General features: G+C 74.2%; 15 protein-coding genes. 6 read left to right on the top strand and 9 right to left on the bottom strand.

The annotated features are described in order from the left end of the window. Positions 1-27: 27 nt before the first annotated feature. Positions 28-651, bottom strand: coding sequence for a phosphoribosylglycinamide formyltransferase (gene purN / locus ACIA8F_RS03230; RefSeq protein ID WP_399376421.1), 624 nt, complete (start codon positions 649-651; stop codon positions 28-30). A gap of 261 nt (positions 652-912) precedes the next feature. On the opposite strand from purN, the gene ACIA8F_RS03225 reads away from it, so the two are divergent. Continuing rightward, complete coding sequence (locus tag ACIA8F_RS03225) at positions 913-1,608, top strand: hypothetical protein (protein ID WP_399376420.1); 696 nt, start codon at positions 913-915, stop codon at positions 1,606-1,608. A gap of 22 nt (positions 1,609-1,630) precedes the next feature. Here the strand turns inward: ACIA8F_RS03225 and ACIA8F_RS03220 are convergent, their stop codons facing one another. Next, positions 1,631-3,394, bottom strand: a complete 1,764-nt coding sequence (locus ACIA8F_RS03220) for a DUF6350 family protein (RefSeq protein WP_399376419.1) — start codon at positions 3,392-3,394, stop codon at positions 1,631-1,633. 119 nt (positions 3,395-3,513) lie between these two features. Here ACIA8F_RS03220 and ACIA8F_RS03215 point away from each other — a divergent pair, with 119 nt between their 5' ends. Continuing rightward, complete coding sequence (locus ACIA8F_RS03215) at positions 3,514-5,604, top strand: helix-turn-helix domain-containing protein (RefSeq protein WP_399376418.1); 2,091 nt, start codon at positions 3,514-3,516, stop codon at positions 5,602-5,604. Between the two features lie 107 nt (positions 5,605-5,711). Here the strand turns inward: ACIA8F_RS03215 and sucD are convergent, their stop codons facing one another. The 5 genes from sucD to ACIA8F_RS03190 all read right to left on the bottom strand — a co-directional run bounded on the left by sucD (position 5,712) and on the right by ACIA8F_RS03190 (position 13,250). Further along, positions 5,712-6,605 (bottom strand): succinate--CoA ligase subunit alpha, encoded by an 894-nt coding sequence (sucD, locus tag ACIA8F_RS03210; protein WP_399376417.1) that lies wholly within the window; start codon positions 6,603-6,605, stop codon positions 5,712-5,714. A 21-nt stretch (positions 6,606-6,626) separates the two neighbouring features. After that, complete coding sequence (gene sucC, locus ACIA8F_RS03205) at positions 6,627-7,805, bottom strand: ADP-forming succinate--CoA ligase subunit beta (protein ID WP_250744077.1); 1,179 nt, start codon at positions 7,803-7,805, stop codon at positions 6,627-6,629. A 282-nt stretch (positions 7,806-8,087) separates the two neighbouring features. Beyond that, a complete protein-coding gene (locus ACIA8F_RS03200) occupies positions 8,088-9,239 on the bottom strand; it encodes a VWA domain-containing protein (RefSeq protein ID WP_399376416.1) in 1,152 nt (383 codons plus the stop codon). 502 nt (positions 9,240-9,741) lie between these two features. Next, positions 9,742-12,147 carry a DUF5682 family protein gene (locus ACIA8F_RS03195; RefSeq protein WP_399376415.1) on the bottom strand — a complete coding sequence of 802 codons (2,406 nt, stop codon included), beginning with the start codon at positions 12,145-12,147 and terminating at the stop codon, positions 9,742-9,744. Next, positions 12,144-13,250, bottom strand: a complete 1,107-nt coding sequence (locus ACIA8F_RS03190; RefSeq protein WP_399376414.1) for an AAA family ATPase — start codon at positions 13,248-13,250, stop codon at positions 12,144-12,146. The genes ACIA8F_RS03195 and ACIA8F_RS03190 overlap by 4 nt, the downstream gene beginning before the upstream one ends. Positions 13,251-13,385: 135 nt before the next feature. Between ACIA8F_RS03190 and ACIA8F_RS03185 the strand changes: the two genes are divergently transcribed. Further along, complete coding sequence (locus ACIA8F_RS03185; protein WP_399376413.1) at positions 13,386-14,831, top strand: SWIM zinc finger family protein; 1,446 nt, start codon at positions 13,386-13,388, stop codon at positions 14,829-14,831. Positions 14,832-15,052: 221 nt separating this feature from the next. Beyond that, positions 15,053-16,678 (top strand): DUF5691 domain-containing protein, encoded by a 1,626-nt coding sequence (locus ACIA8F_RS03180; protein WP_399376412.1) that lies wholly within the window; start codon positions 15,053-15,055, stop codon positions 16,676-16,678. Between the two features lie 117 nt (positions 16,679-16,795). Here the strand turns inward: ACIA8F_RS03180 and ACIA8F_RS03175 are convergent, their stop codons facing one another. Continuing rightward, positions 16,796-17,203, bottom strand: coding sequence for a cobalamin B12-binding domain-containing protein (locus tag ACIA8F_RS03175; protein ID WP_243333486.1), 408 nt, complete (start codon positions 17,201-17,203; stop codon positions 16,796-16,798). A 204-nt stretch (positions 17,204-17,407) separates the two neighbouring features. Between ACIA8F_RS03175 and ACIA8F_RS03170 the strand changes: the two genes are divergently transcribed. After that, complete coding sequence (locus tag ACIA8F_RS03170) at positions 17,408-18,169, top strand: esterase/lipase family protein (protein ID WP_399376411.1); 762 nt, start codon at positions 17,408-17,410, stop codon at positions 18,167-18,169. Between the two features lie 269 nt (positions 18,170-18,438). Further along, a complete protein-coding gene (locus ACIA8F_RS03165) occupies positions 18,439-19,959 on the top strand; it encodes a M23 family metallopeptidase (protein ID WP_399376410.1) in 1,521 nt (506 codons plus the stop codon). Positions 19,960-20,050: 91 nt separating this feature from the next. Here the strand turns inward: ACIA8F_RS03165 and pcrA are convergent, their stop codons facing one another. Continuing rightward, positions 20,051-22,579 (bottom strand): DNA helicase PcrA, encoded by a 2,529-nt coding sequence (pcrA, locus tag ACIA8F_RS03160; RefSeq protein WP_399376409.1) that lies wholly within the window; start codon positions 22,577-22,579, stop codon positions 20,051-20,053. Positions 22,580-22,588 lie beyond the last annotated feature (9 nt).

Here is a 22,588-nt window from a genome sequence, read left to right as displayed (position 1 = left end):
CTACGGTCCCTGCGGCCTCTGCGGCGGTCACTGGATTGTTACCTTTCGTCCCTCGATGCGGTAGCCGTGCCGGGCCAGGCGCCCCACGACGTCGACGAGCAGCTCGCGCTCGACTTCCTTGATCCGCTCATGGAGAGCGGCTTCGTCCTCTTCGTCCCGGACCTCGACCACACCCTGGGCGATGATCGGACCGGTGTCCACGCCCGCGTCCACGAAGTGGACGGTGCAGCCGGTGACCTTCGCGCCGTAGGCGAGGGCGTCCCGTACGCCGTGGGCGCCCGGGAAGGCCGGGAGGAGGGCGGGGTGGGTGTTGACGAACCGGCCCCCGAAGCGGCCGATGAACTCCGGCCCGACGATCTTCATGAACCCCGCCGAGACCACGAGGTCCGGCGCGTGCGCACCGGTGGCCTCCGTCAGGGCGGCGTCCCACTCCGCACGGCTCGCGTACGCCTTGACCGGGCACACGAAGGTGGGGATCCCGGCCTTCTCGGCGCGCTCCAGGCCGGCGATGTTCTCGCGGTCGGCCCCCACGGCGACGACTTCGGCGCCGAAGCCCTCGGGTCCGCCGGGGTGGGCGTCGATGGCGTCGAGCAGGGCCTGGAGGTTGGTGCCGGATCCGGAGACCAGCACGACCAGGCGGGAGGCGGCCATGGGAGGCCCTTTCTCGTCGAGCGGGGGCGCCTCCCGGCGTGACCGGGGGCGCGTCGTTCGTCTTGTGCGATCGCATGAAACTTCGGGTCCCCGAGATACGGGGGACCATACGAAGCCACCGACCGCCTGCAACGATACCGGCACACCGGACGGCCCCCGAGGGACGGGGGGACGGGTGGGCGGTAGCGTCTGGCGTACACGCCGTAAACAGGCCTCGGACGTCCCAGCGGCGTCCACGACACAGGGGATGAAACACACCCGATGCCGGACCGCCCCCAGCCCGACCGCTCCACCGACGACAACCCCTTCGCGGCGCCCCCGGAAGGCCGGCCCGATCAGCTCTGGGAGCCGCGCGCCGGCGGTGACGGCGACGGCCCGCAGAAAACCGGGTCGGGACCGGGCGCGGACCCCGGGTCGGGACCGGCGCGCTGGGACCCCAAGGACCCGATCCAGCGGCGGGCCCGGTACGCGCTGCTGGCCGGCATGTGGGGCTTCTTCTTCGGGGTCTTCGGCATCCCCTCGATGGGGCTGCTGCTGGGCGCGCTCGCCCTGTACTGGGGCATCAGCGCGCTGCGCGGTGTCCCGGTGAAGCCGTCCGCGGACGGGGAGCAGGACGCTCCGCGCACCACGGGCGCCTCGGCGGCGGACGTGGGCACGGGTACGGGCCGGGGGGCCGGTACGGCTCCGGAGGCCGGCCCGGCCGCGGCCGCCGGTGCGGCCAAGGGCGGACTGGCGGCCCTGGGCGCCGCCGCCCGGCCCCAGCGGACGGCGGCGACGAGCGGCCTGGTGACCGCTTCGCTGGCGATCCTGCTCGCGCTGTCCTCGTACGCGGTGCAGCTCGCGTACAAGGACTTCTACGTCTGCAAGCAGGACTCCCTCACCAAGGCGGCCGAGCTGCAGTGCAACGACCTGCTGCCGGACAACTTCATCGGCAAGATGCTCGAGGTCCAGCGGTAGCCACGCGCTGGCGCAGCGGCGGCTAGTCGATCCGGGCCGTCTGAGGCCCGGGATCCGCGGCCGCGGCGGCCGGTCCGGCCGGCACGGGGTCCGCCTCGGCCGCCGGCTGCGGCCGCGGGTCCACCGAGAGGCCCGCCGGCGTTCCCGTCGGCGTTCCCGCCGGTAGCTTCCGGCGCGCCAGGACGCGGGCTCCGGCCACCGGCGGCACGAGCGGGGCGGGGGGCGCCACCAGGGGCGCTCCGGCCTCTCCGAGCGCCCCGGGCACGGGTGCGAGCGCCCTCTCCGGGGGCGGATCCGCGGGCAGCGCGGGGATCGGGATCGGGGTCAGGTCCAGCTTGAGGCCGGGCATGACCAGCACCGGACGCTTCGGCGGTGCGGACACCGGCCGGGCCCCCGCCTCCGGGGCCTTGGCCGGGGGCGGCCCGTCGGCCTGCGCCGGCGTACCGGAGAAGTCCGGGATCAGGGTGCCCGCCGCACGGCGCAGGGCCGCCCAGCGGACCTCCCGTACGCCGCTGTCGTGCCAGGCGTCCTCGGAGCCCTCGCCGGCCAGGCCCTTCGCGGGCCGGTTCCGCCAGGCGTGCACGGTGACGGCCAGCGGGACCGCCAGGGCCAGGGTCCAGCCCAGGGCCGCCGCGCCCGCCTGCCACCACACGGGGCCGAAGGCGGCCAGCTCCCGGGTGCCGAGGGGCCCCGCCGAAGCCGCGGTCAGAACGGCCGTCGCCAGGGCGCACACCAGGGCTCCCAGCGCGGCCGTGAGCGCGGTCTCCCCGTACGAGACCTCACGGGCCCGGCGTACCGCGAACCAGCCCACCGCCAGCCCGGCCGCCACCGGCACCGCGCCGACGGCCCAGGTCAGCGGCGTGCCGGGGCCCTCCCCGGGGAGCGCCGCGAGCAGCGGGAAGCCCGGCAGCGCGGGCGAGCCGCCGAAGCCGAGCGGGGTCGCGGCGGCTCCGGTACCCAGCGCGAAGCCGGGGCCGAGGGCATAGGAGGCACCCCAGACGACGGCGTTCGGGATCAGCGCGAGGGCGAGCAGCAGCACCGCGAAGCGGCCCGACCAGACCCCGGTCAGTGCCGCGAACGAGCCCTGCACCTGCGACCCGTGCCAGGCCAGCGAGGCCCCGACCAGCAGGGCACCGCCGCCGAGGAGCACCAGCGCCCCGGTGGCCCCGGCCCGCAGCGCGAGGGCGTAGCGGGGCCGGGTGAGCCGACCGGGCAGCTGCCCGAGCGGCCGCCCCCGGGACTCCCAGACCCCGCCGGCCGCGGCGAGGGCGGCGACGGCCGGGAGGTGCCAGGCGGCACTGAGCGGGTCGGCGGGCATCGGCCCGGCGGCGGCGTACACCACGGCCAGGGCGCCGACCCCGAGGTAGCCGCACAGCACGGCGGAGAACACCACGCCCGCGGGCAGCGGCTCCGCGCCCCGGTCCTCCTGCGCGGCACTGCCCAGCCGGGCGGCCCGCCGGATGAGCAGCGCGGGCAGGGCCACCAGCAGCAACGGGGTCAGGCCGACGGGGGCGGGCACCCCGGAGAGGGTCTCGTAGCGGACGAGGTCGGTCCCGTGGGCGAGCAGCCAGAGGCCCGCGGCGAGGTGCAGGGCGCCCCCGGGTCCGCTGTCGGGGTAGGGGGAGCTGATCCACAGCACGACGACGAGCACGGCGAGGAAACCGAGCCCCAGTACTGCGGCGACGGCGCCACCCACGACACACGCGGCGGCCGCCGGTGAACGGCGCGGTACGGGGGCCCGTGGGGGCGTGGGCAACGAGGTCCCGCGTTCGGTCACTTGGGTCACCCCGCCATGGTGCCAACGACACGCGCTATGGGCGGGTAACAGGCGAATGACCGTGGTGTCGCTCAATATACGTTTATGTACTTTTTCGGTCAGGGCGTCCGGGTCGCGGGGAGTGTGGCATGACACAAAGCGTCACGGAGCTGGGCCTCCCCACCCCGAAGGAACGCAGGCGCCTGCGCGAAGCGGCCGACCTGACCCACGAAGAGATCGCGGCGGCCGTGGGCGTCACCTCGAACACCGTCCGCTCCTGGGAGACCGGGCGCACCCACCCGCGGGGCCGCAAGCTGGAGGCCTACTCCAAGCTCCTGGCCCGCCTCTCGGCGGACGAATCCGCCCCCGCGGGCCCCACGGCCCGCACCGACGGCTCGGGCTCCCCGGCCCGGGAAGGCAGGCCCGGCTCGGGCTCGGGCAGCGACCCCGGCCGGAGCCGAACGGCTACGGGCGCGGGCGCGGGCGCGCCTGACCAGGGGCAGAGCCGGGGCGACGGCGCCGCGGCGGGTACGGGTACGGGTACGCGTGCGCCAGACCGGGAGCAGGGCCGGGGCGACGGCGCCGCGGCGGATGCGGGTGCGCCCGCCCGCGCCGGGTCGGGCTCCGGCCCCGGGCAGGGCTCCGCGCAAGGCGACGGCGCCCCGGGTGCGCCCGGGCGGCCCGCATGGGCCAACGCCGCCGCTACGCCGCAGGCGGGGGTGGCCGCCTCGGCCCGCGCCGCCGGGGCGGACGCGGACGCGGCACCATCGGCAGGCGCAACGGCGGGCGACCGGCTCGACGGCGCCGCCGAGGACGCCGGGACGGCAACCGGAGCCGCTTCCACGGCTGCAGACGCGGCGTCAGCCGCCGAGGCCTCCGAAGCCGCGGACACCGCCGACTCCGCCGACTCCGCCGACTCCGCCGAAGGCTCCGAAGCCGCCGAGGGCCGCTTCGGGCTGCGCATGATGCGCGGGCTCACCCGGCCCGTCGGTGCGCAGACCCGGCCCAAGGCCGCCGTCAAGCGGGCCGCGAAGCCCCCCGCCGGGATGCCCCGGCACGAGGCCAAGTCCCCCGCCAGGGCCGGAGCCGGAGCCGGTGCGGGCGCAGGCCACGGCGGAGGCGCCGGCCGCACGACCCTGCGCCCCGGCGGCCCCCTCCCGCAGGACACCGGTGCGGACGAGGCCGCCGGCACCGGCTCGGACACCGGGACGCACGCCGAGCCGCGCTCGGGGAAGTCCGCCGCGCGGGCCACCGGGGAAGCCGCCACCGGGACGGACCCCGCGTCAGCGGCCGGGAAGGCCGCCGGGCCTGACGCCGCATCGGGCACGAGACCGGACCCGGCCGCGGAGACCGCCCCGGCGGCGCAGGCCGGTACCGCCCCCCAGGCCGCCCCCGGCGCGGACGCCGGCGAGGACACCCCCCGGACGGCCGCGGCGGCCACCGCCTTCGACGCCCTCTACGAGCGCACCGCCCCCGCCCTGGCCCGCCAGGCCTACCTCCTCACCGGCCGCCACACCCTCTCCTGCGAGGCGGTCGAGCGCGCCTTCCAGCAGGCGTGGGACCGCTGGCCCGAGGTCGCCACCGACCCGGATCCGGTCGGATGGGTGCGCGCGGCGACGTACGAGTACGCGCTCTCCCCCTGGCACCGCTTCCGCCGGTCCCACCGGCACCCCGACGAGCCCCCGGCCGACCCCGCGGACCGCGTCCTCCTGGACGCGATGCTCGCACTGCCCCCGGCCCACCGCCGCACCGTGCTGCTCTACGACGGCGTCGGGCTGGACCTCCCGGACACCGCCGCCGAGACCGAGGCGTCCACGCCCACCGCGGGCAGCCGGCTGGTCAACGCGCACGCCGACCTGGCCGACCAGCTCCCCGAGCTGGACGGCGTAGCGCCCGCGAAGCAGTCCGCGGTGCTGCGCGAGCGGCTCGGCGCGCTGCGGCCCGCCGGCCCGCTGGAGCCGCGCGTGGCAGCGGCCGTACGGGTGGCCGGCGAGCACCGCAACCGGCTGTGGACGCGGGCGGTGGTCGGCGTGACGGCCGTCATCGCGGCGGCGACGGCCTACACCTGGGTGACCGCCCCGACCGAGTACGAGCCTCCGCGCGCCCCCGGCGCGAGCGTGTCGGGCGTACCCCCGCACAGCGGCCCGCAGCAGCTCACGAACGAGGGCCGGCAGCTCCACGACAAGCTGCTGTCCGATCCGTCGGCCGGCCCCTCCCGGATCGCGCCGAGCCTCGAATAGCGGGCCTCCCCGGGTACGGAAACGGGCGTGGCCCGCACCCCTCGCAGGGTGCGGGCCACGCCCGTCTGCGCGTACCGCCGAAGGCGGCGGCGCGACTGCTGCCGTTGCTACTTCTGCGCGGCGTTCAGAATCTCGCGCGCCAGCTTCGCGGTCTCGGTCGGCGTCTTGCCGACCTTCACGCCCGCGGCCTCCAGGGCTTCCTTCTTGGCCTGTGCGGTGCCAGAAGAACCGGAGACGATCGCACCGGCGTGACCCATGGTCTTGCCCTCGGGGGCGGTGAAGCCCGCGACGTAGCCGACGACCGGCTTCGTGACGTTCTTCGCGATGAAGTCCGCCGCACGCTCCTCGGCGTCGCCGCCGATCTCGCCGATCATGACGATCAGGTCGGTGTCGGGGTCCGCCTCGAACGCCTCGAGGGCGTCGATGTGCGTGGTGCCGATGACCGGGTCGCCACCGATGCCGACGGCGGAGGAGAAGCCGATGTCACGGAGCTCGTACATCATCTGGTAGGTCAGCGTGCCCGACTTGGACACGAGACCGATGCGGCCGGGCTTGGTGATGTCGCCCGGGATGATGCCGGCGTTGGACTGGCCGGGGGTGATCAGACCCGGGCAGTTCGGGCCGATGATCCGCGTCTTGTTGCCCTTGGCGGACGCGTACGACCAGAAGGCGGCGGAGTCGTGCACCGCGATGCCCTCGGTGATGACGACGGCCAGCGGGATCTCGGCGTCGATCGCCTCGACCACGGCGGACTTGGCGAACGCCGGCGGGACGAAGAGGACGGAGACGTTGGCGCCCGTCTTCTCGATCGCCTCGGCGACGGAGCCGAAGACCGGGACCTCGGTGCCGTCGAAGTCGACGCTGGTGCCGGCCTTGCGCGGGTTCACGCCGCCGACGATGTTGGTGCCGTCAGCCAGCATCAGCTTGGTGTGCTTCATGCCCGTGGCACCGGTCATGCCCTGGACGATGACCTTGCTGTCCTTGTTGAGGAAGATAGCCATGTGAGTCTGTGACCTCTGCCCTTACTTCGCAGCCGCGAGCTCGGCGGCCTTGTCGGCCGCGCCGTCCATGGTGTCCACGCGCTGGACCAGCGGGTGGTTGGCGTCCGAGAGGATCTTGCGACCCAGCTCGGCGTTGTTGCCGTCGAGACGGACGACCAGCGGCTTGGTGACCGCCTCGCCCTTGTCCTCGAGCAGCTGCAGCGCCTGGACGATGCCGTTGGCGACCTCGTCGCACGCGGTGATGCCACCGAAGACGTTGACGAAGACGGACTTGACGTCCGGGTCGCCGAGGATGATCTCGAGACCGTTGGCCATGACGGCGGCGGAGGCGCCACCGCCGATGTCCAGGAAGTTGGCGGGCTTGACCCCGCCGTGGTTCTCGCCGGCGTACGCGACGACGTCCAGGGTGCTCATGACGAGACCCGCGCCGTTGCCGATGATGCCGACCTCGCCGTCGAGCTTCACGTAGTTGAGGTTCTTCGCCTTGGCGGCGGCCTCGAGCGGGTTCGCGGCAGCGTGGTCCACGAACTCCTCGTGGCCCGGCTGGCGGAACTCGGCGTTCTCGTCGAGCGAGACCTTGCCGTCGAGCGCGATGACGTCGCCGTTGGCGACCTTCGCGAGCGGGTTGACCTCGACGAGGAGCGCGTCCTCGGCGATGAAGGTCGCCCACAGGGTCACGAGGACCTCGGCGACCTTCTCGGCGACCTCGGCCGGGAACTGCGCCAGCGCGACGATCTCGCGGGCCTTCTCGATGGTCACGCCCTCGTTGGCGTTCACCGGGACCTTGGCGAGCTTCTCCGGGGTCTCCTCGGCGACCTGCTCGATGTCCATGCCGCCCGCGACCGAGGCCATGGCCAGGAAGGTGCGGTTGGTGCGGTCGAGGAGGTACGAGACGTAGTACTCCTCCAGAATCTCCGGAGCGGTCTCGGCGATCATCACCTTGTGGACCGTGTGGCCCTTGATGTCCATCCCGAGGATGTCCGTCGCACGGGCGACGGCCTCGTCCGGGGTGGCGGCCAGCTTCACGCCGCCGGCCTTGCCGCGGCCGCCGACCTTCACCTGCGCCTTGACGACCGACTTGCCGCCCAGCCGCTCCGTGGCCTCGCGCGCCGCCTCAGGCGTGTCGATCACTTCACCGGCCAGCACCGGTACACCGTGCTTGGCGAAGAGGTCCCTCGCCTGGTACTCGAACAGGTCCACGCGCGTCCGTCCCTTGTCTTCAAAGATTCGCAGTGATTCGCGGTTGTCTGCTATCTGCGTGGGCGTGCCGCGGAGGGCAACGTGACGGCGCTGTCACAAGGAAGGCGCACACGGTGACCGTGGACGCGGCATGTCCGTCCCGCAGGTTATCCCCGTGGGACGTAGGTCCCTAAATCGCAGATCACACCTGAGCGGTGATACCTGTCACAGATCGCCTCACGGTTGAACTGCATCTTCGTGCGATCCGCCGATGTCCGGGCGGCTCGGGCAGGGCCGCGCCGCTCACGGGACGGGCAGGGGCCGCTTCTCCAGCGCCGCGGCCATCACCTCCGGGAACAGGTCGGGAGTGCAGGCGAAAGCCGGTGCGCCGAGGGCGGCGAGGGCGGCCGCGTGATCCCGGTCGTAGGCGGGCGCGCCCTCGTCGGACAGCGCGAGCAGCACCACGAACTCCACCCCCGCCGCCTTCATGGCCGCGACCCGCTTCAGCATCTCGTCGCGTATGCCGCCCTCATAGAGATCACTGATGAGGACGACGACGGTGTCGGCGGGCCGGGTGATCTTCGACTGGCAGTAGGCGAGCGCCCGGTTGATGTCGGTGCCGCCACCGAGCTGGGTGCCGAAGAGCACGTCGACGGGATCGTCGAGCTGGTCGGTCAGATCGACCACCGCGGTGTCGAAGACGACCAGCCGGGTCGCGATCGACCGCATCGAGGCCAGCACCGCCCCGAACACGGAGGCGTAGACGACGGAGGCCGCCATCGACCCGGACTGGTCGATGCAGAGCACGACCTCCTTCTTCACCGCCCGCGCGGCACGGCCGTACCCGACCAGCCGCTCCGGAACCACGGTCCGGTACTCGGGCAGGTAGTTCTTCAGGTTCGCCCGGATGGTCCGGTCCCAGTCGATGTCCGCGTGCCGCGGCCGGGCGATCCGGGCGGACCGGTCGAGTGCGCCCGTCAGCGTCGCCCTCGTCCGGCTCGCGAGCCGCTTCTCCAGCTGCTCGACCACCTTGCGCACGACGGCGCGGGCGGTCTCCCTCGTCGTCTCGGGCATGGCCTTGTTGAGGGAGAGCAGGGTGCCGACGAGGTGCACGTCCGGCTCCACCGCCTCCAGCATCTCGGGCTCCAGCAGCAGGGCGGACAGGCCGAGCCGCTGGATCGCGTCCCGCTGCATGACCTGCACCACGGAGGTGGGGAAGTACGTCCGGATGTCCCCGAGCCAGCGCGCCACGTGGGGCGCGGACCCGCCGAGCCCGGCCGACCGCTCCCCCGCCCGCTTGCGCCCCGCGTCGCCGCCGTACAGCGCCCCGAGCGCGGCATCCATCCCGGCATCGGCCCCGCTCAGCGTGCACCCGGTCCCCTCCCCCTCTCCCCCGCCCAGCACCATCCGCCACCGCCGCAACCGCTCGCCGTCACTCACGCCCACCCCACCCATCTGCCGTACCTCCCACGCTCGAACCAATGCCACCGCCCACCACCAACCGGTGCCGCGGTACGGGGCGGAGCTGCCCTACTCGCCCTTCCACCGTTCCCCGGGCTGCGCCCGGACCCGTTCTGGGTCTCCGCCCCCGACTCCGCTCCTCAAACGCCGGAGGGGCTGAAATGGCGCTCCGCGCCATCCAGCCGACGCCGGCCAAACTCAGCCCCTCCGGCGTTTGAGGAGCGGGGGCCCGGGGGCTGGCCCCCGGCAACGGCGCCGCACCCGGAAACGGGTCCGGGCGAAGCCCGGGGAACGGTGGAAGGGCGGGTAGGGGACTTCGCCCCGCGCAGCGGCCACCGCAGCCCGCCGCCAGGGCCGAGCCCGGCCCCGGCCGCCGCGGCCCGCCCGGGGCCCGCCCGGGGGCCCGCCCGGGGGCCCGCCCGGGGGCCCGCCCGGGGGTCCGCCCGAGCCAAGCCGGGGGCCAGCCCGAGCCAGGCCGGGCCCCCGCCAGGACCCCTCACCCCCGCGCCCCCGCCAGCAACAGGCGGACCACGTCGACCACCGCATCCGCCCGCCCCGGATCCAGCTCCGGCCCGAACCCGGCCGGCGCCGCGCCGGCCCCCCGCACGGAGGCCCCCACCCGGCCCGGCCCCCGCCGCACCAGCTCCCCCAGGCTCCGCCGCACCCCCGCCTCGTACCCCCCGAAGGTCCGCCGCAGGAGCGGCAGCACGTCGACGAAGGCCCGCTCCGGCACCGACACCAGCCAGCCGTCGATCAGCCCCAGCAGCCGCTCGTCGTGGACCAGCAGCGTGCCGCCGCCGGAGGCGCCGCCCGCGAACCCCTCGATCCAGCCCGCCGCGTCGGCCGGCGCGCTCGCCGGGGACAGCGAGAGCCCCATCAGCCGTGCGGTCTCCTCGGGCGGCAGCCGCCCGTCGTCGAGGAGCAGCCGCACCGCCCGCCCGCGGATCAGCCCGGGGACGGTGTCCCGGCCGGCCAGGGTCCGCAGCACCGCCGACCACCGCTCCCGCAGCCCGACCGCGTCGAGCAGCCCGATCGCGGCGTGCACCCCGTCCACGTGCCCGCGCAGCTCCTCCGCCGCGTCGGCGTCCAGCCCGGCCGCGCAGGCGGGCGGCAGCGCCACGCATATCCGCTCCGCGAGCCCGGCCGCCACGGTCCCCAGGGCGGCCGCGTCGGTGCCCCGTACGTCCCCGTAGCGCAGCGAACGGGCCAGCGCGGGCAGCGCCTTGGCCAGGCCCGCCACATCGGTGTCCAGTGCCGCCCGGTCGGCGAGGGCCCGCAGGACGGCGGGCAGGGCTCCGGACAGCCCGGCCAGCAGGCACCGCTCCGCCAGGGCGGTGACCTCGCCCAGCTCCCGGGCGCCCGCCGCGTCGGCCTCGGCCCGGGCGGTGGCCGCACCGAGGACGGTGGTCCCCCAGATGCCGGCTTCGGCGACCCGGACCGCGAGCTCCGGCTCCCAGCGAAGCCTCCAGGTCTCGCGGAAGGTGCCGGTGCTCCCCCGGGAGGCCGTCGGGACGCCCCAGTCGATGCCGAGCAGCCGCAGCCGGTGCAGCAGCAGGGACTTGGCCGCGTCGGTGTCCTTGCGCAGGTCGAGCTCCAGCTCCCGGTCCTGCGCCTCGGGTTTGAGGCGCAGCGAGCGCTGCTGCCGGGTCAGGTCGCGCTGGAGCGGTACGACGGGCGCCGCGTCGGGGACTTCGCCGAGGACGTCGCCGACGACGAGCCGGTCCTCGATCAGCGCGAGCGGTATGTCGGAGCCGTCGCACATGACGGCCCGGACCGCTTCCAGGGTTTCCGTCAGTCCCGGCACGGGCCGGCCCCGCATCGCGGCCAGGGTCTCGGCGAGCCGGACGGCCTCGATGACGTGGGCCGGGGACACCTGCCGGTCCTCTTCCCGGAGCAGGCCCGCGACCTTGGTCAGCCAGCGCTCGACGGGCCGGTCCCGGGCCGCGAAGAGGTGTGCGTACCAGCCGGGCGAGGTGATGCCCGCGCCGTATCCTCCGGCCCGGGCCAGGCGCCGGTGGGTCCAGGGCACCCAGGTGGTCTCCACCTTGACCTTGGGCAGTCCGGTGAGGAGGGCCCTGTCCGCGGCCGCGGTGGTCTTCGCCCGCAGGGCCGGGACGTGCCAGGCGCCGCAGACCACGGCGTAGGCCTCGCCGAACTCCCGGCGCGCGGCCCGCATCCGCTGCCGCATGTACGCCTCGCGCACCAGGTCCCGGTGGTGGCCGCCGGCTCCGTACTCCTCGCGCAGGGCGCCCATGGCCTCCCCGAGCGCCTCGAACACGGCCAGTGGACCGGCCGCCGGTCCGGCCCCGCCGCGGTGCTCGACCACGTCCTCCCACCAGCGCTCGGGATCGTCGTACCCGGCGGTGGCGGCCAGCACGGCCAGCGGGTCCAGCCGTACGGCACCGGGCGCCGCCCCGCTCCCGTCCCCGCCCTCCGCCCCCGGCCCGTCTCCGGTCTCCTCCCCCGGCCCGTCCCCGGCCTCGGCCTCGTCTCCGGCCTCCTCCCCCGCCCCGTCCCCGGGTCCCGTCCCGGCCTGCTCCCCGGCCGCCTCCGGGACGGCCAGCGAGTGCGCGGCCGGGAGGTCGATGAACCGGACGGGCACGTCCCGCTCCTGCGCCCACCGGATGGCGGCCCATTCCGGGGAGAACTCGGCCAGCGGCCAGAACGCGGCCCGGCCGGGGTCGTCGGCGGCGTGGGCGAGCAGGGCCACGGGCGGCCGCATCCCCGGGTCCGCTGCCAGCGGGAGCAGGGCGTCCCCCTCCGGCGGCCCCTCGATCAGCACGGCCGCGGGCCGGGCCGCGTCCAGGGCGGCCCGCACCGCGCGGGCCGAGCCGGGCCCGTGGTGCCGTACGCCCAGCAGCAGCGGGCCCGCGGCCTCCTTGCCGGTCCTCCCCGGGCTCATGCCGTCACCTCCCGGCAGGCCCGGTAGAAGTCCTTCCAGCCGTCGCGCTCGCGGACCACGGCCTCCAGGTACTCCTGCCAGACGACCTGGTCCGCGGCCGGGTCCCGGACGACGGCTCCGAGGATCCCCGCCGCCACGTCGGAGGGGCGCAGGACGCCGTCCCCGAAGTGCGCGGCCAGTGCGAGGCCGCCCGTGACCACCGAGATGGCCTCGGCGGTGGACAGGGTGCCGCTGGGCGACTTGACCTTCGTGCGCCCGTCGTCGGTGACCCCGGCGCGCAGCTCGCGGAAGACGGTGACCACGCGGCGGATCTCCTCCAGGCCCTCCGGTGCGGCGGGCAGGTCCAGGGCGCGGCCCATCTGGTCGACGCGTCGGGCGACGATGTCGACCTCGGCGTCGGCGGTGGCGGGCAGCGGCAGGACGACGGTGTTGAACCGCCGGCGCAGTGCGCTGGAGAGCTCGTTGACCCCGCGGTCGCGGTCGTTGGCGGTGGCGATGAGGTTGAAACCGCGCACGGCCTGCACCTCGTCGCCGAGCTCCGGTATCGGGAGGGTCTTCTCCGACAGGACGGTGATGAGGGTGTCCTGGACGTCGGCCGGGATCCGGGTGAGCTCCTCGACCCGGGCGGTCATGCCCTCGGCCATGGCCCGCATGACGGGGCTCGGTACGAGCGCTTCGCGGCTCGGGCCGTGGGCGAGGAGGCGGGCGTAGTTCCAGCCGTAGCGGATGGCCTCCTCCGGGGTGCCGGCGGTGCCCTGGACGAGGAGGGTGGAGTCCCCGCTGACGGCGGCGGCGAGGTGCTCGGACACCCAGGTCTTGGCGGTGCCGGGCACTCCGAGGAGCAGCAGCGCGCGGTCGGTGGCGAGGGTGGTGACGGCGACTTCGACGATCCGGCGCGGGCCGACGTACTTGGGCGTGATGACGGTGCCGTCTTCGAGGGTGCCGCCCTGCAGGTACGTGGCCACGGCCCACGGGGAGAGCTTCCAGCGGGCCGGGCGGGGCCGGTCGTCGGCGGCGGCCAGGGCTTTCAGTTCGTGCGCGAAGGCGTCTTCGGCATGCGGTCGCAGCGCCTCTGCGGTGGTCTCGTTCCCGGTCGTGGCCATGGTCCCCCTCCAATGCTCCGCAGCCGCTCGACGGCTGCTGGAACCACGATGCACCCGACCACTGACAACAGCCCCTGCTGAATGTGTTGTTGCAGGTCAGAGCGATTGTCAGTGGGGGTCTCTACGGTGGAACACATGACTGAGCAGGGGGTCCGCTGGACAGCGGAACAGGTACTGGCTCTGGCTCCTGACGACGCCTCACGCAAGGCGGGGGCCAAGCTCGGCGCGGCCGGACCGTGGTCACAGACCGGAGGTTCCGCTTCCGGTGCGGTGTGGGGGTCGTGCAAGGGCAGCGGCAGCACGCCGTACCGGACGGTCGTCGACCTGTCCGGGCCCGCGTACAAGTGCTCCTGCCCGAGCCGGAAGTTCCCGTGCAAGCACGCGCTGGGCCTGCTGCTGCTCTGGGCCGCGGAGGGGCTCGACGGCCCGGAGGGGGCTCCGGACTGGGCGGACGCGTGGCTCGCGGAGCGGGCGGCGAAGGCCGCGCGATCCGGCGCCGAAGGCTCCGGACGGACCGGACCGGCGGACGCGGAAGGAGCCCGCAAGCGGGCCGAGCGGCGGGCTGCCCGGATCGGCGCGGGTGTCACCGAGCTGGAACAGCGGCTCGCGGACCTGGTGCGCGGCGGACTGGCCGGCCAGGAGCGGGCGGGATACGCGGCCTGGGAGGAGACCGCCGCCCGCATGGTCGACGCACAGGCTCCCGGACTGGCAGCACGGGTCCGGGAGTTGGGGACGATACCCAGTTGCGGCACCGGCTGGCCCGCCCGGATGCTTGAGGAGGCCGCGCTGCTGCACCTGCTGGACCGGGCCTGGCTCGGCGTTTCCGGACTTCCGGAGCCGCTGGCCGCGACGGTCCGCAGCCGTCTGGGACTGCGGCCCCGGACGGAGGGCGAGGCCGTACGGGACCACTGGCTCGTGCTGTCCCAGTACGACACGGCGTCGCCGGACGGCCGGCTCATCACCCGCCGGATATGGCTGCGCGGGCTGACGAGCGGGCGTCCGGCCCTGGTCCTGGACTTCGGCCCGCCCGGACGGCCGCCGGGGCTGGCACTGCCCGTGGGCTCGGTTCTGGAGGCGGAAGCCCGCTTCCGGCCCGGCTCCGCGGGGCTGCGGGCCGACCTCGGGGAGGGCCACGCACCGGCCGAGCCGTGCCGGACCGCGCCGGCCGGCGTGGGTACGGGTGCGGCACTGGAGGCGTACGGCGCGGCGCTGCGCGAGGACCCCTGGCTGGAGTCCTGGCCGGTGGTGCTCGGTCCGGTGGTGCCGATACCGGGAGGACAACGGGGACGACACGGGGGACAAGGGGGGCAAGGGGGACGACAGGGAGGAGCGCACGGGGACGGGAAGGGGGAGGGGGAACAACAGGGCTCGGAGGCCTGGCAATTGGCGGACGCGGAGGGGATGTCCGCCCTGCCCGTGCCCCTGACCGGGGCCGGGAACCGGCCCGGGACCGGGTTGTGGCAGCTGGCCGCGCTTTCGGGGGGCGGCCCGTTGACGGTGTTCGGCGAATGCGGACACCGCGGATTCACCCCGCTGACGGCCTGGCGGCCGGACTCTCCGGAGCCGGTGGTGCTGGGCTGAGCGGGCGGCAAGGGGAAAACGGCGGCGCGGGGGCGCCGACGTATTCGAAAACGAGTGAGCCGGGGGGCTTTCGTGAACGACAACCACGCCAGTTGAGGCCGTAGGCGCGGCCGTGTGTGCCACGGGGACATCGAGCTGCTCCGGTCCCGCGGAGGGGGCGGGACCGGAGCAGGCACCACCTGCACACGGCACGGCACACGAAGGAAGAGGGAGGGGATCCGGTGAACACGACGACGGACACGTCCACGGACACGACGACCGGCACTACGACGGGCACGACGGGCACGGCCACCGACCCGGCCGGCTACGGGGACGCCGACTGGGACGAGCTGGTGGGCGCCGCGCTGCTGGGTACCGAGCGGCGCCGGGGCAGTCCCGAGGCCCTGCTCGGGGCCGCGGCCGTGCAGACGCTGCGGCGCCGGGCCGGACTGAGACCCGCCGAGGCGGGCCCCCGGCCCGAGCCCGCGCCGCTCGATCCGCGTCCGGAGCCTCCGGAAGCGGCCCGGCGGCGGCTCGCGCAGCTGCTGGCGGGGCGGGCCGGAGCGGGCAGCAGCGGCGGCGGGCGCCGGGGGACCTCCCCGGACCTGACGGAGCTGCTGCCGCAGTGGCTGGCCGCCGCCGGACAGCACGGGTACCGGGCGCCGGCCTCGCTCGTGCCCGCGCTGCTGGACGTCGCCCGGGCCCGCAGCGACCTCCGGCCACAGGCGCTGGCCCTGGCCGGGACGCGCGGGCTGTGGCTGGCCCGGCTCAATCCGGACTGGCGGTTCGCGCTGCGCGGGGGATCCGGGAGCGCCGGCGAACTGCCCGACGTGCGGGACGCGGCGGGGGTGGAACGGCTGTGGCAGGAAGGGCTGTTCGCGGAGCGGGTCGCGCTGCTCGGCCTCGTACGGGCCCACGAGCCGGCCGCCGGGCCGCGGCTGCTGGAGACCACCTGGACCACCGAGCGGGCCGAGGACCGGCTGATGTTCCTCGACTCCCTGCGGGTGGGGCTGTCGGTGGGCGACGAACCCTTCCTGGAAGCGGCGCTGGGCGACCGCAGCCGCAACGTCCGGGCGACCGCCGCCGAGCTGCTGTCCGCGCTGCCGGCCTCGGCGCTGGCCGGGCGGATGGCGGAGCGGGCACTGGCCTGCGTCGGCCCGGAAGGAGTGACGCCGCCGGCCGAATGCGATGCGGGGATGCTGCGCGACGGCGTGGTCAAGCGGCCGCCGGCCGGCCGGGGGGAACGGGCCTGGTGGCTCGCACAGTTGGTGGAGTCCGCGCCGCTGGCGTGCTGGCGGGACCGGTTCGGGGGACTCGGCCCGGCGGAGATCGTGGCGCTGCCGGTGGCCGAGGGCTGGGCGGAGGAACTGCACGCGGCGTGGTGCCGGGCCGCAGTGCGGCAGGGCGACCCCGCGTGGTCGCAGGCTCTGCTCGGCTCGGCGTCCGCACCACCCGCGGCGGGCCCGGCGACGGCCTCGCTGGCGGAGCGGGCGAAGCTCCTGTCGACCCTCGGGGAGGAGGAACGGGCTGCATGGGTCGCGGAGTTCATACGGGCGCACGGGCTGTCGGAGGCGTTCCAGCTGCTCGGAGTGTGCGTGGTGCCGTGGGCGGGGGCGCTGGGGAGAGCCGTGATCGAGGCGCTGGACTCCGCGCGGGAGGCGGGCGGCTACCCGTGGAGCTTCAGCGGGGTCATGGGGCTGGCGGAGCGGTGCCTCGATCCGGCGGAGGCGGGGCGGCTCGATGCGCTGGTGGTGGAGCCGGTGGAGGAGGGGGGCGCGGCGGCGTACTGGTCGGAGGCCTTCCAGCGGCTGGTCGCCACCCTGCGCCTGCGTGCGGCGCTGCACGCCGAACTGGCCCCGCCGCGCTGACCGCTGGCGCGGTCGATGGCGCCCGGACCCCCCGAGGCTCCGCCCCGGACCCCGCGCCTCAAACGCCGGCGGGGCTGGAATTGCCCTGCGGGCAATCCAGCCCCTCCCCGGGAACGGCTACGCCGGCTGGCGGACGTGGGCGCGGACCCAGTCGACGATGGCCGTGGTCGTCGCGCCCGGGGTGAAGATCTCGGCCACGCCCTTCTCCTTCAGCGGAGCGATGTCCGCCTCCGGGATGATGCCGCCGCCGAACACCTTGATGTCCTCCGCGTCGCGCTCCGCGAGGAGTTCCAGCACGCGGGCGAACAGCGTGTTGTGCGCGCCCGACAGGATCGACAGACCGATCGCGTCGGCGTCCTCCTGGATCGCGGTGTCGACGATCTGTTCGGGGGTCTGGTGAAGGCCCGTGTAGATCACCTCCATGCCCGCGTCCCGCAGGGCCCGCGCGATCACCTTGGCGCCTCGGTCGTGGCCGTCGAGGCCCGGCTTGGCCACCACCACACGGATCGGACCGGTCACACCCATCGCACTGCCTCCCGAGTGAACGAACGTTAAGTACAGCATCGCGCACGCCCCCGTTTCGCGGTCAACCACGAGGGGGAAATCACACGTGGGATGGCGTACCACCGCTCCGCGCCGACAGCCGCACGGCACGGAGCGGTCGGGCGTCCCGGTCCCGAGTCACCAGGACCCGTCCCGAGTCGCCAGGACCTAGGTGGGGGGCCGTCCATGGGGCTGACCATGTCCGGAGCCGCGCTGCGGGCCGGGGTACTCGAAGCGATCGTGTTGGGCGGGCACATCCTGCTGTATCCCACCGGAGTCCTGCCGGAGCGACCCGCCGCCGCCACCCACGAGCGCCCGCCGGTGCTGCTGCTGCACGGGTTCACCGACAACCGCTCCGTCTTCGTCCTGCTGCGCCGCGCCCTCGGGGCCGGTGGCCGGCGGCAGGTGGAGGCGTACAACTACTCCCCCTTCACCCGCGACCTGCGCGTCACCGCCCGCCACCTCGCCCGCCGTGTCGAGGAGCTGTGCGAGCACACCGGGCAGGACCGGGTGGATCTGGTGGGGCACAGCCTCGGCGGGCTGGTCGGGCGGTACTACGTCCAGCGCCTGGGCGGCGACGCGCGCGTCCGCACGCTCGTCACGCTCGGGACCCCGCATTCCGGCACCCGCGTGGCGCCCTTCATGGACGCGCACCCGCTGGTCCGGCAGATGCGCCCGGATTCCGAGGTGCTCACCGAACTGCGTGCGCCCGCGCCCGGCTGCCGGACCCGATGCGTCGCGTTCTGGAGCGAGTTCGACGAGTTGATGGACCCGACCGAGACCGCCCGCATCGAACACCCCGACCTGCTCGTGGAGAACGTGCAGGTCACCGGCATCGGACACCTCGCCCTGCCCGCGCACCCCAGCGTCATCGCGGCGGTCCGGCGCGCGCTCGACGGACCCAGGCCGGCCGCCCTCCCGCACCCCGGCACCGCTTCCGTCGCCTGACCGCGGCAGCCGGCCGGCCGCCGTCCGTTCCGGTCTCGACCGCGGGAGCGAAAAACGGCCTCCACTCGAACATTCTTCGAACTCAAGGCCAAGGGTGGGTCTTCAGCCGACCGAAAGGCGGCTGAATGCCCGGTTCCGCCGAGCACAAAAGCCTCCGAAGATTGTCGTTGCGTGTGACCGCCGGGTACAGTCACGCCACTGCTCTCCTCCGAGGACCCCCCGTTCCTCGGCCACCCAGGCCCCCCGTTGCCGAGGCGAAAGAGAAGTTGGTGAACGACCGCCCCCCGTCGGGCCAGTACCCGGATTTTGGGTACGACAGCCTCTCCACCACCACTTTCGCTGGCGATTCGGCGTTTGCTTCCTATGAAACGCAGGGCCAGGGCTACAACTACGGTGCCGCCTACGGTTCCTACGACACCGGCTCGTACGACACCACGGCGTGGACCGCCCCCCAGAACGGCTACGCGCAGCCCTCCGCCGACGGATACGCCGGCTACGACGGCTACCTCCCGACCGTCCCCACCCAGGGCGGCGTCGACACGGACTACCAGTCCACCGCCTTCGGCTACGAGACCTCCGCCGAGCAGACCGGCCACTGGACGGTTCCCGGCTTCGGGACCGAGACCGGCGCCTACGACGCCACCGCCTGGAACACGACCTCCGAGCAGACCTACGGGTACGGCGGGTACGAGCCGCAGCAGCCACAGCAGCAGCCGCATCACGTACCGGAACCTGCGCGGGAACAGGCCCACGAGCAGCAGCAGTACGGCTACGACTACGGCTACGAGGCCTACTCCCCGGCCTCCCCCGAGGCCGACACGGGCTACACCGAGACCGCCGTCTTCGAGTTCCTCCCCGTCGATGCCCATGCCGACGCCGATGCCGATGACTCGGACGCCGACACGGACGCCCGGGTGCACGACCTCCCCACCCAGGCCATGCCCGTCACCCCGGCCGGGCCCGCCGAGCCGCGCCCCTCGCGCCGGGCCGGCTCCAAGCCCGTCGCCAAGGCGAGTGCCGCCAAGGCCGGCGCCGGCTCCGCTGCCGGAAACCGCCGCCGTACTCCGGCCAAGCGGTCCGCGCTGCTGACCGTGGCCGTTCCCTCGGCCTGCGTGATGGGCGTCGCGGGAGTCGCCGCCGCCTCCGTGGGCGGGCTCACCGCTGCGGAGAAGCCGTCCGAGCAGACCACCACCCTGGCCGCGCCCGACCCGGCCTCCATCAAGCCCGTCGCCGCGAACAGCAAGCTCGACACGCAGCTCACCGCCCTCAGCGCCGACGCCGGCGACTTCGCGGACCGTGCGAGCCGTACCCAGGAACGCATCGACCTGCGCCTGCGCCAGGACGAGGAGAAGAAGCAGAAGGCGGAGGAGGAGGCGGCCAAGGAAGCCGCCCGCCCCAAGTTCGTGCTCCCCGTCGCGCGGCACGGCCTCAGCGCCGGCTTCGGCCAGGCGGGCGTCAACTGGATGTCCGTGCACACCGGCATCGACTTCCCGGTGTCCTACGGGACTTCGGTCATGGCCGCCACCGACGGCACCGTGCGCAGCCAGTGGAACTCGGCCTACGGCAACATGGTGATACTCACCGCGCCCGACGGCACCGAGACCTGGTACTGCCACCTCAGCAGCGCCAAGATCCGCTCCGGCAAGGTCAAGGCCGGCGACGTCATCGCGTACTCGGGCAACTCCGGCAACTCCACCGGCCCGCACCTCCACTTCGAGGTCCGGCCGGGCGGCGGCTCCCCGGTCGACCCGCAGGCGTGGCTGCGCGGCAAGGGCCTGAACCCGAACTAGCACCCGGCACGAACATGCGGAAGGGCCCGCCTCCCCTGAGGGGGCGGGCCCTTCCGCATGTGCCGCCGGCCGTCCCGCGGCCGGCCTCCCGCTAGAGCTTCTGCACCGGCGCGTACCGCAGCAGGAGCCGCTTCGGCTTCTCGTCCCCGAAGTCGATGGTGGCCTGCGCGTCCGCGCCCGCTCCCCTGACCTCCATGACCGTGCCCAGCCCGAACTGGTCGTGCGTGACCCGGTCCCCGACCACCAGGGCGATCACCGGCTTGTCGGCGGCCCGCCGCGTCGCGAACCCCGACGGGCCCGACTTCGTACGCGAGGAGGAGAGGAAGGCCTCCGGGGAGGTGCCGAAGGAGGACTTCGAGCCGCCCGAGCCGGAAGACCCGTACCCCGAGCCCGAGCTGCGCATCGGGCCCGCGGGCTTCTGCGCCGCGCCCGTCCGCTTCCACTGCAGGTACTCGGCGGGGATCTCCTCCAGGAACCGCGACGGCGGGTTGTAGGAGGGGGTGCCCCAGGCGCTGCGCATGCTCGACCGCGTCAGGTACAGCCGCTCGCGCGCCCGCGTGATGCCGACGTAGGCGAGGCGGCGCTCCTCCTCCAGCTCCTTGGTCTGGCCCAGCGCGCGCATGTGCGGGAAGACCCCGTCCTCCATGCCGGTCAGGAAGACCACCGGGAACTCGAGGCCCTTGGCGGTGTGCAGGGTCATGAGGGTGATGACGCCGTTGCCGTCGGTGTCCTCGTCCGGGATCTGGTCGGAGTCGGCGACGAGCGCGACCTGTTCCAGGAACTCGGAGAGCGTGCCGGGACCCACCGGCGGGGCGCCGTTCTCGGCGGCCTCGGTCGCCGCCGCCTCCCGCGCCTGCTCGAATTCGAGGGCCACCGCGGCGAGTTCCTGGAGGTTCTCGATGCGCGTCTCGTCCTGCGGGTCGGTCGAGGCCTGGAGCTCGGCGAGGTAGCCCGTACGCTCCAGGACCGCTTCCAGGACCACCGCCGGGCCGGCGCCCGAGTCGACGATGGTGCGGAGCTCCTCCATGAGCACGTTGAAGCGCTTGACGGCATTGGTCGAGCGGGCGGCCATGCCGAAGGCCTCGTCGACCCGGCGCAGCGCCTGCGGGAAGGTGATCTTCTCGCGCATCGCCAGGGCGTCGATCATCGCCTCGGCCCGCTCGCCGATCCCGCGCTTGGGCACGTTCAGGATCCGCCTGAGCGGGACGTTGTCCTCGGGGTTCGACAGGACGCGCAGGTACGCGAGGACGTCGCGGACCTCCTTGCGCTCGTAGAACCGGACGCCGCCGACGACCTTGTAGGGCAGTCCGACGCGGATGAAGATCTCCTCGAACACGCGGGACTGCGCATTGGTCCGGTAGAAGATCGCGACGTCGCCGGCCTTCGCGTCGTCCGCGTCCGTCAGCCGGTCGATCTCGTCGGCGATGAACTGCGCCTCGTCGTGCTCGGTGTCCGCGACGTAGCCGGTGATGACGGCGCCGCTGCCGGCCTCGGTCCACAGGTTCTTCGCGCGGCGGTTCTCGTTGCGCTCGATGACCGCATTGGCGGCGGACAGGATCGTCTGGGTGGAGCGGTAGTTCTGCTCCAGCAGGATCGTGGTCGCGTCCGCGTAGTCCTCTTCGAACTGGAGGATGTTGCGGATGGTCGCGCCGCGGAAGGCGTAGATCGACTGGTCGGCGTCACCCACGACGCACAGCTCGGCGGGCGGCAGGTCCGGGTAGCCGGTGCCGACCAGCTCGCGCACGAGCGTGTACTGGGCGTGGTTGGTGTCCTGGTACTCGTCGACCAGGACGTGCCGGAAGCGGCGCCGGTAGTGCTCCGCGACCTCCGGGAAGGCCTGGAGCAGGTGGACCGTGGTCATGATGATGTCGTCGAAGTCGAGGGCGTTGGCCTCGCGCAGCCGTCCCTGGTACATCGCGTACGCCTGGGCGAGGGTCTTCTCGAAGCCGTCGGCGGCCTGGCCGGCGAAGGCGTCCTCGTCGATGAGCTCGTTCTTCAGGTTCGAGATCTTGGCGCTGAACGCCTTCGGCGGGAACTTCTTCGGGTCGAGGTCCAGGTCGCGGCAGACGAGCGCCATCAGGCGCTTCGAGTCGGCCGCGTCGTAGATCGAGAAGGAGGAGGTGAAACCGAGCCGCTTGGACTCGCGGCGCAGGATGCGCACGCACGCGCTGTGGAAGGTGGAGACCCACATGGCGTTGGCGCGCGGGCCGACCAGGCCCTCGACGCGCTCCTTCATCTCGCCGGCGGCCTTGTTGGTGAAGGTGATCGCCAGGATCTGGCCGGGGTGGACCCCGCGCGCGCCCAGCAGGTGGCCGATGCGGTGCGTCAGCACGCGCGTCTTGCCGGATCCGGCGCCGGCCACGATGAGCAGCGGGGAGCCCGCGTGCACCACGGCGGCACGCTGCTCCGTGTTCAGCCCGTCCAGCAGCGCCGCCGGGTCGATGACGGGCCTGGGGGCTCCGTCCCGGTAGTAGGCGTCCCCGCTGAGGGGCGCGTCGAACCGGCCCCCGAAGAGATCGTCCGCGCCCGGCTCCGGGGCGGCGTGGTCTTCGGGCGGCGGGGGGACCTCTTCGGAGGGGGAGAGGTCGGCCAGGAAGCTGTCGTCAAAGAGGCTGCTCATCGCCTTCCG

The organism is Streptomyces sp. NPDC051563, assembly GCF_044454225.1.
Classification (GTDB): Bacteria; Actinomycetota; Actinomycetes; order Streptomycetales; family Streptomycetaceae; genus Streptomyces.
Note: the sequence above shows the minus strand (reverse complement) of the source record. Positions and strands in the feature narration are given on the sequence as shown.

Coding starts and splice junctions, on each gene's coding strand:
- sucD (WP_399376417.1), bottom strand. CDS start 6,605: ATGGCTATCTTCCTCAACAAGGACAGCAAGGTCATCGTCCAGGGCATG.
- ACIA8F_RS03225 (WP_399376420.1), top strand. CDS start 913: ATGCCGGACCGCCCCCAGCCCGACCGCTCCACCGACGACAACCCCTTC.
- ACIA8F_RS03195 (WP_399376415.1), bottom strand. CDS start 12,147: ATGAGCCCGGGGAGGACCGGCAAGGAGGCCGCGGGCCCGCTGCTGCTG.
- ACIA8F_RS03170 (WP_399376411.1), top strand. CDS start 17,408: ATGGGGCTGACCATGTCCGGAGCCGCGCTGCGGGCCGGGGTACTCGAA.
- ACIA8F_RS03200 (WP_399376416.1), bottom strand. CDS start 9,239: ATGGGTGGGGTGGGCGTGAGTGACGGCGAGCGGTTGCGGCGGTGGCGG.
- purN (WP_399376421.1), bottom strand. CDS start 651: ATGGCCGCCTCCCGCCTGGTCGTGCTGGTCTCCGGATCCGGCACCAAC.
- ACIA8F_RS03190 (WP_399376414.1), bottom strand. CDS start 13,250: ATGGCCACGACCGGGAACGAGACCACCGCAGAGGCGCTGCGACCGCAT.
- ACIA8F_RS03175 (WP_243333486.1), bottom strand. CDS start 17,203: ATGGGTGTGACCGGTCCGATCCGTGTGGTGGTGGCCAAGCCGGGCCTC.
- ACIA8F_RS03215 (WP_399376418.1), top strand. CDS start 3,514: ATGACACAAAGCGTCACGGAGCTGGGCCTCCCCACCCCGAAGGAACGC.
- ACIA8F_RS03185 (WP_399376413.1), top strand. CDS start 13,386: ATGACTGAGCAGGGGGTCCGCTGGACAGCGGAACAGGTACTGGCTCTG.
- pcrA (WP_399376409.1), bottom strand. CDS start 22,579: ATGAGCAGCCTCTTTGACGACAGCTTCCTGGCCGACCTCTCCCCCTCC.